This window comes from Neorhizobium populisoli, assembly GCF_019430945.1.
Taxonomy (GTDB): domain Bacteria; phylum Pseudomonadota; class Alphaproteobacteria; order Rhizobiales; family Rhizobiaceae; genus Neorhizobium; species Neorhizobium populisoli.
Map to the genome: position 1 here is coordinate 331,586 of NZ_JAHYCB010000001.1, position 12,355 is coordinate 343,940.

Here is a 12,355-nt window from a genome sequence, read left to right on the forward strand (position 1 = left end):
GTGGGGCACCCATGAACCAGTATGATCTCATCGTCGTCGGCAGCGGCCCGGCAGGGCGTCGCGCCGCCATCCAGGCAGCCAAACTCGGGAAAAAAGTGCTGGTCGTCGAACAGGGCAAGCGGGTCGGCGGTGTTTCCGTCCACACCGGCACTATCCCCTCCAAGACGCTGCGCGAAACCGCGCTGAACCTTTCCGGCTGGCGCGAGCGCGGCTTTTACGGACGCGCCTACCGCGTCAAGCAGGAGATCAGCGCAGAGGACCTGCGCCGCCGTCTGCTGATCACGCTCGACCATGAGGTCGAGGTACTGGAGCACCAGTTCGCCCGTAACCGCGTGCAGCATATCCGCGGCAAGGCGAGCTTCGTGACCGTCGATACGATGGCGATCCAGAAGGATGACGGCGAGATCATGCATGTCCAGGGTTCGTCGATCCTGCTTGCGGTCGGCACCAAGCCCTTCCGCCCGGACTATATGCCGTTCGACGGCAAGACGGTGCTCGACAGCGACGAACTGCTCGACATCGAACAACTGCCGCGCTCCATGGTCGTCATCGGCGCAGGCGTCATCGGCATCGAATATGCGACGATCTTCTCTGCGCTCGATACGGCCGTTACCGTCATCGATCCGAAGCCGACCATGCTCGATTTCATCGACAAGGAAATCGTCGAGGACTTCACCTACCAGCTGCGCGACCGCAACATGAAGCTGCTGCTCGGCCAGAAGGCCGACAAGGTCGAACGCCTGCCGGACGGCAAGGTCTCCGTCACCGTCGATTCCGGCCGCAAGATCGTCACCGACATGGTTCTCTTCGCTGCCGGCCGCATGGGCGCGACGGACCAGCTGAACCTCGCCGCAGCCGGCCTCGAGGCCGATAATCGCGGCCGCCTGAAGGTCAATCCGGAAACCTTCGAGACGTCCGTGAAAGGCATTTTCGCGGCCGGCGACGTCGTCGGCTTCCCAAGCCTCGCTTCGACCTCGATGGAACAGGGACGCATCGCCGCCCGCGTCGCGGTCGGCGCGATCGCCGGCGAACCGCAGAAATATTTCCCCTACGGCATCTATGCCGTGCCGGAAATCTCCACCTGCGGCCTGACCGAAGAGGAAATGAAGGAGCGCAACATTCCTTACGAGTGCGGCATCGCCCGTTTCCGCGAGACCTCGCGAGGCCACATCATGGGCCTCGATACCGGCCTGCTGAAGCTGATCTTCTCCTTGAAGACCCGTCGCCTGCTCGGCGTCCATATCGTCGGCGAAGGTGCGACCGAGCTCGTCCACATCGGCCAGGCCGTGCTGAACCTCAAGGGCACCGTCGAATATTTCGTCGAGAACACGTTCAACTATCCGACGCTCGCCGAAGCCTACAAGATCGCCGGCCTCGACGCCTGGAACCGCATGGGCGAAGCGCCCAAGGGCGTCAGCGAGCCACATCCACTCGACGTACAGCAGGAAGCCGCCGCCGTTGCCCCCGCTGCGGTCGCCGCAAGCGAAGAGAAAAAAGCCGCCTCCAAATAAAGCGGCTACGAGATTCCGATTACAGTGACAGGCGCCGCCGTGTTATTAAAAATACACAGCGGCGCCAATTACTTGGCGCTTATTTAATAGTCATACTAAAAACGACGCTTGCCCTCGCAAGCACGTCATCGAATAAATCATCGCAAGACGTATCAACGCATCATATCCCTGCGAATTTTACTATATCGAAATATTTGGTTTGCGTTTCTAAATTTAACGGGCAACCTTTCACCACGAGAATGTGTTCATCGGGGAGAATGTCGCGTGCTCAATTATTCAAATCCAATTCTTATCAATGTAAGATCCGCTTTAAGCGCGCTCGGAATATTGAGGCCGGCCGTTCGCTTCTACCGAAAGATTTCCGGAAAAGCTTACGAAGACAAGTTTGATACAGCGCTGATGGGCGAAATTCGCCCCGGCGATATCGTGTGGGATATTGGCGCAAATGTTGGATATTACACGGAAAAGTTTGCGGACGCCGTCGGCTCGACTGGCACCGTCATCGCCTTCGAGCCGTCACCTCGCTCGGCCGAGAATCTTCGAAGCAGATTTTCCGAAACATTGAATGTGACCATCGAAAGCAAGGCGCTCTCGGACCGCGAAGGGATCATGGATTTCTTCGTTTCCGAAAACAGCGTCGTGGACAGCCTTTTTCAACGAGCCGACCTTTCAGACACGAAAATCGAAAAGGTCGAAGTTAGGCGTGCCGATGGCCTAACGAACATCCTTGTCCCGAATGTCGTGAAAATCGATGTCGAAGGATATGAGGTTGAGGTAATTTTAGGCATGGAAAAGATGCTTCGCGCATCGAACCTGCGCGCTCTATTCGTGGAAGTTCACTTTACGGAACTCCGTGAGCGCGGCCTTTCGAATGGTTCGGAACAGATCGTCAACATGCTGAAGCAAAACGGCTTCAAATGCACATGGACAGATCCGTCGCATATAGCTGCATCGAAAGGCTGAATCTAGAATCGGCCCTGCAGCTATTCACCGCAGAAAACAATGCGGTTCAATCTACATCGCTCAAATCAAAAAAGCCGCGTCCAAAGACGCGGCTTCTTGATTTCCGATGAACGCCCCGAAGGGCCGCTCATTAACGCGAATAGAATTCGACGACCAGCTGCGGTTCCATGACGACGGCGTAAGGAACGTCGGTCAGGCCCGGAACGCGGGCGAAGGTGGCAACCATCTTGTTGTGGTCGACTTCGATATAGTCCGGAACGTCACGCTCAGCGAGCGATACGGATTCCAGAACCGTGACCAGCTGCTTCGACTTCTGGCGAACTTCGATAACGTCGCCGGCCTTGCAGCGGTAGGAACCGATGTTGACGCGAACGCCGTTGACCGTGACGTGGCCGTGGTTGACGAACTGGCGGGCAGCGAAGACCGTCGGGACGAACTTGGCGCGGTAGACGATCGCGTCGAGACGCGACTCGAGCAGGCCGATCAGGTTCTCCGAGGTGTCACCCTTGCGACGGTTTGCTTCGTCGTAGGTGGCGCGGAACTGCTTTTCGCGCAGGTCGCCGTAGTAACCCTTGAGCTTCTGCTTGGCGCGCAGCTGCACGCCGAAGTCGGAAAGCTTGCCCTTGCGGCGCTGACCGTGCTGGCCCGGGCCGTATTCGCGACGGTTCACCGGGGACTTCGGACGACCCCAGATGTTTTCGCCCATACGGCGATCGATCTTGTACTTGGATGATGCGCGCTTGCTCATCGTATTTCCTTCAACAGGTTACACCGGCCTGTTGCCAGACCGGATCAAGGAAACACGCCCTCCTCTGAACTTCGATTTAGAAGTTCTGACAGGCTTCTCACGAATGCGATCGGAGAGAACCACGGGACATGTTAAATGAAACACCGGGCGTTGCCACCCGGTGCTGGCGGGGTGTTTATGTGGGTGTCATGGAAATGTCAACAGCGGAGGGTGCCCCTATCCGACATTCGGCGCCTTAACCTTTCGGTGAGGCTGTTTGGAGGTTGTTTTGACTGCCGCGGCAGCAACACCATCTTCATAACAGGAGGTAACGTGCCATGCGTGCAAAAACCTGGAAATCCCCGATCAGGATCGAGAACCCGGAGACCGGCGTGGTCCGAACGGTCAAGACGATCCGTGAAGCAAAAGCGACCCTGGACCGGTTCTGGCCGGCCTACCACGGCAGCCAGCATCATCACGCCGAACAGGTCTGCGATGCGGCACTGCACGGCAGAGGCGATGCGAACGAGGCCCGACGCGCCTTCATCGCCGCCGCTGTGGAAGCGCATTTCCATATTCAGTAAACGGCCGGCAGTGAAAAACGACTGGAAGTAACGGGCTGCTATTCCGCAGCGGCCCGCTGCTCGCCCTCATCCGGCGCATCGGCACTTCCCGGTGCGGTTTCCGCCTGCAGATCCGGGAAGGCGACGATACGCTTGCCGGAGAAATCCGCATGAACGACGATCAAACCCTGCTCTTCGAAATAACCGAGAAGGCGACGCGCGCGGCGGGCCGAATGGGTGCCGTATGCGCGGGCGATTCGCGCGTCGGAAGGGCATGCCTCTCCGCCGATCGCCGCCTTTGCCATCAGCAGGAAAACGCCCTGCAGATCGTCGGAGACATTGACCGACAGCGACAAGGCCGTCGCCCAGGTTTCGCCCGCGGCGGTATCGGCATCGACGCCTGAACGGGCGATCGCCGTGCGGCGGCGGAATTCCGACAGCGACATGGGCGGACCGGTCAGCCGGCGCATGCGGGCACGTACCAGAAAATCCTGGTAAAGCACGGCATCCGTTCGGTAGCCGGATTGCGGATCGTCGAGGATTTCCGACAGGACCGCGGCAAGCCGCTCTTCGCGTTCTTCAGCGGCCATCTCGACCTGCGCTACACGCGGCTCCTGCTGTACGGGTGCAGCGGCCGGCATGGAGCGCGACAGTTCGGCAAGAATATCGGTGGTGGGACGCGGCGCAGGTGTCGCGCGGCGGGCAACCAGCGGCCGGGCAAACTCTTCCGGGTCCGGTGTAAAGATCAGGTCTTCGACATCCTGTGGCGCATCCGGCAGCGGCATCAGCTTGGGGCTCGACGAGCGGGCCGATGTCTCGACTGTGCCGATGACGATTGGCAGCGGACGGCGCGACAGGGCTGGGCCAAGCGCTACGAAATTGCCGCGCTTCAGATCCCGGAACATTTCCGCCTGGCGACGATCCATGCCCAAAAGGTCGGCGGCGCGGGCCATGTCGATATCGAGAAAGGTGCGGCCCATCAGGAAGTTCGAGGCTTCGGCCGCAACGTTCTTGGCAAGCTTTGCCAGGCGCTGGGTGGCGATGACACCGGCCAGACCGCGCTTACGGCCGCGGCACATCAGGTTGGTCATCGCCCCGAGCGACATTTTTCTGGCGTCTTCGGAAACGTCCCCGCCAACGGAGGGCGCAAACATCTGCGCTTCGTCAACAACGACCAGAACCGGATACCAGAACTCGCGATCGGCATCGAACAGGCCGTTCAGGAAGGCGGCGGCGGCGCGCATCTGCTCTTCGAGATCGAGGCCTTCGAGCGTCAATACGCAGGAGACGCGGTTCTTGCGGATACGGTTGGCGATGCCGGCAAGTTCGGCTTCTGTGCGCTCACCATCCACCACGACATGGCCGAACCGGTCGGCCAAAGTGACGAAATCGCCTTCCGGATCGATGACGACCTGCTGCACCCAGGGCGCCGACTGTTCCAACAGGCGCCTCAGAAGATGCGATTTACCCGAGCCGGAATTGCCCTGGACGAGCAGACGGGTGGCCAGAAGCTCCTCGATATCGAGCTTGGCCGGGTCCCCGCCGGACACAATTCCCATATCGATGCCGACCTGCAATGCCTTACCTCGTATGCCGTCTCTTGACGGTGACTTTTTGCCCGGCACGCGATGCCGCCAAACGTCACAAGCTTTCACCCATAACAGAGAAAGGGATTCGGCGCGCCGGGCAAGGACGAAAATTCACAGGCTATTCTAGCACAGCTAGTTCGCCGCACGGCGATAGAAGGCCAGCGAGCCCGCGAGTGCCAGAAGTGCACCGCCACAGATGCGATCGAGCCACAGCGCGCCCCGCCTCTTCAAAAGGTGCATCGCCCGCGAACCGAGCAGCGCATAGGCAAACATCACCATGAAATCGATCGCCGCAAAGACCAGGGCGAGCATGACATATTGCGGCGCCTGCGGCAGATCCGGGGTGATGAACTGCGGCAGGAAGGCCGAGAAGAACAGATAACCCTTGGGGTTGGTCACGGCGACGAGGAAGCTTTTCAGGAAGATCGCAACCGACGAGCTCGCCCCTGCCACAGCCTCGCTCACCTCAAGCGAGCCCTTGGAGCGCAGCATCATGATGCCGAGAAAGGCGAGGTAACCGGCACCCAGCCATTTGACCACCGAGAACCAGAATTCCGAAGCGGCCAGCAATGCACCGAGCCCGAGAGCCACGGCACCGATCAGCACGAAATCCGACAGCACGGCGCCGACCATGCCCGGCAAGGCGCGCTTTAGGCCGTAACGCGAGCCATTGGTCAGCGCCAGAAGCACGGTCGGCCCCGGAGTCGCGATGCCGATAAGGGCAACGGCTGCGAAGGCAAGCAGGGTGACTTCGTTCATGATCCACTCCTACCAGAGGTTCCGGCCATCGATGACCGTGTGCGGATGCGCCTCGGCATCGAAATCGTCGAACAGGCGGGCGTTGATGGCAAACTTGCGGGTCTCGCCATCCCATGTTCCATCCATCTGGAAATCCGGGCTGTCGCTATAGGTCGCGCAGCCGCAGGTGCCGCAGAAATGGTGGGCCACCATTTTCGATTGCCAGCGATAGATCCGATCGCTGGCAGGCTCGGCCGTCACCCGAACCTGAGCCGGTTCGTAATAGGCAAACAGGTGGCCACGGCGGGAGCAGAAAGTACAGGTGCAGCGGGTCAGCGCCTGCGGCATCTCGCCATCGACTTCGAATGTCGTCTCACCACAATGGCAGCGTCCGGTCAGCATGATTTTCTCCTCCCAAAGAATCAGGCCTTAAACTCATGCTGAAGCTCAGGCGGCTGCCCGCTTGAAGGTGAGCGACAGCAGGCCGGCACCGATCATCAGCGAGCCGCCGGTGCGGTTGACGATGCGCTGTACTTTCGGCTTGCGGATCGTGTTGCGCGCCATGGAGGCCAGCAGGCCGTAAAGCGAGGCGTTCAGCGTGGCGAGCACAAGGAACGTCACTTCGAACACCATCATCTGGAAGAACAGCGGCTGCGACAGATCCAGGAACTGCGGCAGGAAGGCGACGAAAAAGACGATGCTTTTCGGGTTCAGCGCCGTCACCGCATAGGTATGCAGGAAAACACGGAAAGGCTTGATGACGACCGTTTCCGCTTCATCGACATCCGCGGCCCGTTCCGACACCGGCGCGCGCCAGAGCTTGATGCCGAGATAGATGAGGTAGGCGGCACCGACCCATTTCAGAACCGTAAAGAGCGCCGCAGACGTCGCCAGTAGAGCACCGAGGCCGAGCATCGAAGCGGTCATCGCCGTGAAATCGCCAAGCGCCACGCCGGCCACCGTCGCCGAGGCTACCTTGCGGCCATGGCTCAGCGCATACGAAATCACGAGCAGAATGGTCGGTCCGGGAATGGCAAGCAGGACGGACGAAGCGGCGACGAAAGCAAGCCAGTGTTCAAGCGACATGCGAAATTCCTCCAATGAGGAAGCGAGCAAGCCACCGATTTTTTGAGTTGGCAAGCGGTGTTTTAGAAGATCACGCGGCCTTGGTGCTGAGCGGACGGACAGGCGGCTGTTCCCGTTTCATCGCCTGCGCAAGATCGTAATTCGCCTGCATGGAAAGCCAGGCCCGGGCCGTGTTGACCCCTGCCCGCTCCAGCCGGACGGCAAGATCCGGACTGATGGCCGCACGCCCATTCAAAACACGGGAAAGCGCGACACGCGACATGCCGAGCCGTTCAGCAGCTTCCGTAACGGACAATTCCAGCGGAGCCAGCACATCTTCGCGAAGCAGTTCACCGGGATGCGGGGGAGATTTCATCATAGGATGCGTCCTTCCTTGATGGTGTTGGCCGATCTGTTGGTCACCCCACCCATCCATATAACACATCAGGCTCCTTCTCCTCGTTGCCCGAGCCATCCGTTTCCTCGATCGCCTTGAAACCGCGGGCTTCATAAAAGCGGCGTGCCTCGGTGTTGCACTTGAAGGTCCACAGGCGGAGTTCGGGATGGGCGGCCTTGGCGACTTCAAGCAATGCGGAGCCGATCCCCTGCCCCTGGGCTTCGGGCAGGATGTAGAGCTGATCGATCCAGCCTTGCCGGAAGGCGATGACGCCGAGAAGCTTTCCGTTGCGTTCAGCGCCCCAGATCTCGCAGCTCTTGAAAAGAGGACCGCTCCAGTAGCCGCGGTCCTCTTCAGCTGTGTGCAGGCCGGCAAGCCAAGGCAATCGTGCGTCGAAGGATGTTCGATGCACGATTGCCGCTGCCGGCATATCCTCGATGTTCAAACGTCGCAAACCGATACCCGCCATCACCGCCAGCGCTCCCATTGGGGCGCCGAGGGCAAGCCGGGCCGTTTCGGGCGACGGCCGAGGCCGATGTCGTGGAGCATCCGGTCCGGCAGATCCTCCAGATTGTTGGCGATAAAGACACGACTGGAGCGATAGGAGCGCCAATGGCGCCAGCCGGCCACTGCCAGCGCACGCAGCATCTTCCAGAGGCCGTATTGCCGGTAAAGTTTATCGAGCACGGACGGCAGGTCGTCCGCAATTATAAATTGCAGTTCGCGCATGGGTTTTCCGCCCTGGCGCCGAAGGCAGCCAAGTCCTTTCCATGATTTCGAGAGGGGCCGGACGGCTGCGGCGATGACGACGCAGACAGTACGGCAATCAGTTCAGATCAAACTGTGAGAATGGCCAAAAGGCTTGGATCAAAGGCCTTTCAGCCTCGGGAAACACACACTCGTACGGTGCGCATTCGCGTGACGAAGGTCGCCACGATCGATCCGCCGGTGAGGCGCATAGATGCAAGAGCAATGGTCATGATACGCCTCCTTCTTTCGATTTGCGGATGCCGGAAAGGTGCCATCATTTCGGCCACCGGGCAAGCCCACATCCAAAAATTGCATTCAGAAGCGCGCCATATGGCATAAATGCAACAGGCGAACCTGCTACCGGGTGCTGAGCCCGAAACCCTGCATCAGCCGCCGGGTGGCGAAATCCGGGTTGCCGGAGGTGAAGACGGCGAAGTCGTAATTGTCGGGATGTTCGGCGCCTTCGACCAGCGGCACCTTGCGACGCGCCTGGCGGGCAATGGCCTCGGCCGGGTCGAGCCAGTCGACCGGCCAAGGGGCCAACCGGCGGAAGACGTTGGCCATGAAGGGATAATGCGTACAGGCCAGCACGATGATGTCGGTCTTCTTGCTGTCCCGGTCGATGAAGCACGGCGCGACCTCTGCCATGATGGCTTCATCGGAAATCGTCTCGCCACGGATATAGGCTTCAGCCATGCGGGCGAGGTTTTCCGAGCCGACCAGACGGACGTGACATTGGGTGGCGAAGGACTGGATGAGGTCGCGGGTATAGGCGCGTTTCACGGTGCCGGGGGTCGCCAGAACCGAAACAAGGCCGGAGCGGGTGCGCTCGGCGGCGGGCTTGATGGCCGGCACGGTGCCGACGAAGGTCATGAACGGAAATTTTTCGCGAAGATCGGCACCGGCCAGCGTGAAGGCGGTGTTGCAAGCGATGACGCAGATTTCCGGATCGTAGTCCTTTAGGAGCTTTTCGAAGAGGGTGAGGATACGTTCCCTCAGCGCCGGTTCTTCCCAGCCGCCATAGGGGAACCCTGCGTCGTCGGCGATGTAGATGAAGCCGCGTTCCGGCATCAGCACACGCGCCTCGCGCAGCACGGTCAGGCCGCCGATGCCCGAATCGAACATCAGCACCGGCTTCAGGTCATTCTTCTGCGTCATTCCCCGTCGTCTCCCCAGATACCCCTTCAGGCTTCGGCCCGGTCTTTTTCGACCATCCGCGGGGAAAGCGATCGAGCGAGTTGATGACGCCCCGGAACACGCTGATCTCCTGTTCCGTAAACCCCCGCCGCGAGATGACAGCGCGCAGGTTGTCGACCATTCTGGGCTTTTTCGCGGGCGGATGGAAATAATTGCGGGAATCCAGCGCCTCTTCCAGATGTTCGAACAGGCCGATTACCTGTTCCTTGGTGGACGGACGCTGCTCGATCGGCAGGAAGACGGTTTCCGCGAGATCATCGATGCCGGATTTCATCCATTCATAGGACATCAGCAGCACCGCCTGGGCGATGTTCAGCGACGCGAAAGCCGGGTTGACCGGAAACGTGACGATCTCGTCGGCGAGCGCCACCTCCTCATTGGTCAGACCATAGCGCTCGCGACCAAAGAGGATGCCGGTCTTTTCGCCGGTCTTGAACTTGCCGCGCAGGGTTTCCGCGGCGGTCACCGGCGAGCGGACCGGCTTGAAGCCGTAACGTTCGCGCGCTGTCGTGGCGTAGACGAAGTTCAGGTCGGCGATCGCCTCCTCCAGCGTGTCGTAGACCTTCGTGCCGTCGATGACGTGGTCGGCCTTGGAGGCAGCGGAGCGGGCCTTTTCGCTCGGCCAGCCATCACGCGGGTTGACGAGGCGCAGTTCCGCGAGGCCGAAATTTGCCATGGCGCGGGCCACCATGCCGATATTCTCGCCGAGCTGAGGCTCCACCAGAATGACCGCCGGGCCTTCGGCAATCAGTTCGCGCTCGCTGTTCGTGCCTGACATTTTTTAGTTCCGTCTCTCAATTTGCGCCCGCAATAGCCTTAGCAGCCGTGGCGGGCAAGTCTTACGCGGCAACGGGATAAAGCCGGCCGAGCATGGTGCCGATCATTTCGACGCCGACGCGGGTGCCGTGCTTGAAGATCGGCAGATGCCGGCCGGCGGCGCGGGAGAGATTGCGCTTCACGCCGAAACATTCCGATCCGCGCGGCGCCAGCAGCTCGATATTCTTCAGAGCATCTTCCAATGCCGCAAGCACCTCGCCCTCCGGTTTACGTCCGGCCTGAACCGCATTGCGAGCAAAAATGCGCGCCCAATAGGTGGCACCAAGGAAGATCGCCAGCGTCTGCCGCACCTGCCCGGGCCGGGTCACCACCGACCAGGATGTGCCGAGCGGGCGGGCGGCGATGGTTACGTCGCGATACGCTGCATCGAGTTTTCGCGACAGCTCGATCACCTCGAAACCGTTGCGGCCCTCCTTCACGGCCGTAAGCAGAGCCTGCAGGCCGCCATACCAGCGGGTGAGTGCCTGATCGAGCGTCGAACGGGTCGAGGCCGGCAGGACGAGGAAAGCCGCGACGGTGCCGGCAATGGCGCCGATCAGGGTTTCCTCGATGCGCAGCGCCAGAAGATCGACCGTCAGCGTGCCGATCAGGCCGTAGATCAGGCAGAGCACGATCGAGATGAAGAAGGTCATCAAAGCGTAGGAGACCTGCAGGAAATAGAAGCCGAGGAAGATGCAGGCGGCGACCAGCGGCACCGAGACGAGCGGCTGCGGGCCGATATAGGTCGCGACGACCAGACCGATACCGATGCCCAAAAGCGTGCCGATCGATCGCTGCAGGGCACGGATCGCCGCATCGCCGCGCGACTTGGTATTGGTGAAGATCAGGAAAGCGGTCATGACAGCCCAGAACCAGCGGTCGCGCGACAGCATCAGGCCGAAAGCCATGGCGAGCGAGGCGGCGACAGTGATCTGCACCGCGGCGCGCATGACCGGGTTCTTCAGCGAAAAATCCAGCCTGGCCGGCGGCGGGGCGGCAGCGGCATTTTTGATGGCGCGAAAGCCGGTCGTCCGTCCCTCCTCGACCAACTCGTTCAGACCCGCCCTCGCCTTCTGCAGCCAGATAAGCGCGCGAGCGGTCTCGGCGCTCTTTTCGTCACCGGTTGCTGCCGGACCGGCAGCGATCTTTTCCGCCAGATCCGCATCGTCCTCGATCAGGGCATGCACCAGCATGAAGGGCGGCAGAGCCTCAAGAGACAAGACGATGGCGCTTTCGGCCGCCAGGTGCACGTCGAAGATCTTCATGGCGAGTGCCGTGAGCGGCTCGTCCTCCGCCTCGATTGCGCCATCCTGCGGCCGCGGCAGAAAACCTTCGGCCATCAGCACGACATCCTTCAGCCGCTCCTCCAGCGCCCGCAATTCGCGGCGGTCCGCATCCTCCCATGTATTGCCACTGGAAAGCACGGCAAGCTTCATCAGGATATCCGTGACGCGGCCCTGGATCGCCACCAGCGACTGAAGCAGATCACGCCGCCAATCGTCCGGCAGGATGTAGGTCCGCACCACATGGCCGGTGACGACGGCGACGGCCGGCCCGAGTGCGGCCAGCGGCAGATCGGAAAGGCTCGGGCGTAGATAGGCGCCCATGAAATAGGAGGTGAAGGCGAACATGCCGACCGCGAAGCCGCGCGGCCCATAGATCCGGGCGACGCTGGCCAAAGCGATGACCACGATGAACATCGGGTCGGAAATAAAGCGCCAGTCCTCCAGCGCCGCGGCGAGCCCGACGCAGGCGAGAGACACGACGCTGCCGATCAGCCGGGTCTTCAGCTGCTCTTTCGGCAACCGGTCGCGCACCGCGACGCCGCCTTCGATGGACAGGATGATCGCCAGACCATAAGCGATGGTCGGCAGCGCTAGGCCCGCGAGATGGATCGCGGCAAGAACCGAGACGGTGGCGATCACCGTCAGTGTCACGCGCCCCGCCATGCGGAAACGCGACAGCGCCGGGTCATTTGCCAGCAGCCAGTCCCGGATTTTCGCAGCAGGTTTCATCGATCATCCCCGACCGGCCCTTCG

At 60.9% G+C, this 12,355-nt stretch carries 14 protein-coding genes; 3 read left to right on the forward strand and 11 right to left on the reverse strand.

Annotated features, from left to right (window positions below):
• The first annotated feature begins 11 nt into the window (after window positions 1-11).
• Both sthA and KX729_RS01595 read left to right on the forward strand, forming a co-directional pair.
• Window positions 12-1,511: a Si-specific NAD(P)(+) transhydrogenase gene (gene sthA / locus KX729_RS01590; protein WP_246617346.1), complete on the forward strand. Its 1,500-nt coding sequence runs from the start codon at window positions 12-14 to the stop codon at window positions 1,509-1,511.
• 264 nt (window positions 1,512-1,775) lie between these two features.
• Window positions 1,776-2,474 (forward strand): FkbM family methyltransferase, encoded by a 699-nt coding sequence (locus tag KX729_RS01595; protein WP_219740688.1) that lies wholly within the window; start codon window positions 1,776-1,778, stop codon window positions 2,472-2,474.
• 130 nt (window positions 2,475-2,604) lie between these two features.
• Here the strand turns inward: KX729_RS01595 and rpsD are convergent, their stop codons facing one another.
• Window positions 2,605-3,222, reverse strand: coding sequence for a 30S ribosomal protein S4 (gene rpsD / locus KX729_RS01600; protein WP_219740689.1), 618 nt, complete (start codon window positions 3,220-3,222; stop codon window positions 2,605-2,607).
• 317 nt (window positions 3,223-3,539) lie between these two features.
• Here rpsD and KX729_RS01605 point away from each other — a divergent pair, with 317 nt between their 5' ends.
• The gene (locus KX729_RS01605) at window positions 3,540-3,785 is read left to right on the forward strand and encodes a DUF982 domain-containing protein (protein ID WP_219740690.1); all 246 of its coding nucleotides are present in this window, start codon (window positions 3,540-3,542) and stop codon (window positions 3,783-3,785) included.
• A 38-nt stretch (window positions 3,786-3,823) separates the two neighbouring features.
• Here KX729_RS01605 and KX729_RS01610 read toward each other — a convergent pair whose 3' ends face one another.
• From KX729_RS01610 to KX729_RS01655, 10 genes are all read right to left on the reverse strand, one after another.
• Window positions 3,824-5,341 carry a helicase HerA domain-containing protein gene (locus KX729_RS01610; RefSeq protein ID WP_219740691.1) on the reverse strand — a complete coding sequence of 506 codons (1,518 nt, stop codon included), beginning with the start codon at window positions 5,339-5,341 and terminating at the stop codon, window positions 3,824-3,826.
• Window positions 5,342-5,485: 144 nt separating this feature from the next.
• Complete coding sequence (locus KX729_RS01615; protein WP_219740692.1) at window positions 5,486-6,112, reverse strand: LysE family translocator; 627 nt, start codon at window positions 6,110-6,112, stop codon at window positions 5,486-5,488.
• 9 nt (window positions 6,113-6,121) lie between these two features.
• Window positions 6,122-6,493 (reverse strand): GFA family protein, encoded by a 372-nt coding sequence (locus KX729_RS01620; protein ID WP_219740693.1) that lies wholly within the window; start codon window positions 6,491-6,493, stop codon window positions 6,122-6,124.
• A 45-nt stretch (window positions 6,494-6,538) separates the two neighbouring features.
• Complete coding sequence (locus KX729_RS01625; RefSeq protein WP_219740694.1) at window positions 6,539-7,177, reverse strand: LysE family translocator; 639 nt, start codon at window positions 7,175-7,177, stop codon at window positions 6,539-6,541.
• Between the two features lie 70 nt (window positions 7,178-7,247).
• A complete protein-coding gene (locus KX729_RS01630) occupies window positions 7,248-7,535 on the reverse strand; it encodes a HigA family addiction module antitoxin (RefSeq protein ID WP_219740695.1) in 288 nt (95 codons plus the stop codon).
• 40 nt (window positions 7,536-7,575) lie between these two features.
• On the reverse strand, window positions 7,576-8,022 hold the full coding sequence (locus KX729_RS01635; protein WP_219741194.1) for a GNAT family N-acetyltransferase: 447 nt from the start codon (window positions 8,020-8,022) through the stop codon (window positions 7,576-7,578).
• Window positions 8,022-8,282, reverse strand: coding sequence for a DUF1127 domain-containing protein (locus KX729_RS01640; protein WP_219740696.1), 261 nt, complete (start codon window positions 8,280-8,282; stop codon window positions 8,022-8,024). The genes KX729_RS01635 and KX729_RS01640 overlap by 1 nt, the downstream gene beginning before the upstream one ends.
• A 378-nt stretch (window positions 8,283-8,660) precedes the next feature.
• Window positions 8,661-9,461 carry a glutamate racemase gene (murI, locus tag KX729_RS01645; protein ID WP_219740697.1) on the reverse strand — a complete coding sequence of 267 codons (801 nt, stop codon included), beginning with the start codon at window positions 9,459-9,461 and terminating at the stop codon, window positions 8,661-8,663.
• Window positions 9,445-10,278, reverse strand: a complete 834-nt coding sequence (locus KX729_RS01650; protein WP_219740698.1) for an RNA methyltransferase — start codon at window positions 10,276-10,278, stop codon at window positions 9,445-9,447. The genes murI and KX729_RS01650 overlap by 17 nt, the downstream gene beginning before the upstream one ends.
• A gap of 61 nt (window positions 10,279-10,339) precedes the next feature.
• On the reverse strand, window positions 10,340-12,331 hold the full coding sequence (locus tag KX729_RS01655) for an FUSC family protein (protein WP_219740699.1): 1,992 nt from the start codon (window positions 12,329-12,331) through the stop codon (window positions 10,340-10,342).
• Between the last annotated feature and the right edge of the window lie 24 nt (window positions 12,332-12,355).

Coding starts and splice junctions, on each gene's coding strand:
- sthA (WP_246617346.1), top strand. CDS start 12: ATGAACCAGTATGATCTCATCGTCGTCGGCAGCGGCCCGGCAGGGCGT.
- rpsD (WP_219740689.1), bottom strand. CDS start 3,222: ATGAGCAAGCGCGCATCATCCAAGTACAAGATCGATCGCCGTATGGGC.
- KX729_RS01605 (WP_219740690.1), top strand. CDS start 3,540: ATGCGTGCAAAAACCTGGAAATCCCCGATCAGGATCGAGAACCCGGAG.
- KX729_RS01615 (WP_219740692.1), bottom strand. CDS start 6,112: ATGAACGAAGTCACCCTGCTTGCCTTCGCAGCCGTTGCCCTTATCGGC.
- KX729_RS01620 (WP_219740693.1), bottom strand. CDS start 6,493: ATGCTGACCGGACGCTGCCATTGTGGTGAGACGACATTCGAAGTCGAT.
- KX729_RS01625 (WP_219740694.1), bottom strand. CDS start 7,177: ATGTCGCTTGAACACTGGCTTGCTTTCGTCGCCGCTTCGTCCGTCCTG.
- KX729_RS01630 (WP_219740695.1), bottom strand. CDS start 7,535: ATGATGAAATCTCCCCCGCATCCCGGTGAACTGCTTCGCGAAGATGTG.
- KX729_RS01635 (WP_219741194.1), bottom strand. CDS start 8,022: ATGGCGGGTATCGGTTTGCGACGTTTGAACATCGAGGATATGCCGGCA.
- KX729_RS01640 (WP_219740696.1), bottom strand. CDS start 8,282: ATGCGCGAACTGCAATTTATAATTGCGGACGACCTGCCGTCCGTGCTC.
- murI (WP_219740697.1), bottom strand. CDS start 9,461: ATGACGCAGAAGAATGACCTGAAGCCGGTGCTGATGTTCGATTCGGGC.
- KX729_RS01650 (WP_219740698.1), bottom strand. CDS start 10,278: ATGTCAGGCACGAACAGCGAGCGCGAACTGATTGCCGAAGGCCCGGCG.
- KX729_RS01655 (WP_219740699.1), bottom strand. CDS start 12,331: ATGAAACCTGCTGCGAAAATCCGGGACTGGCTGCTGGCAAATGACCCG.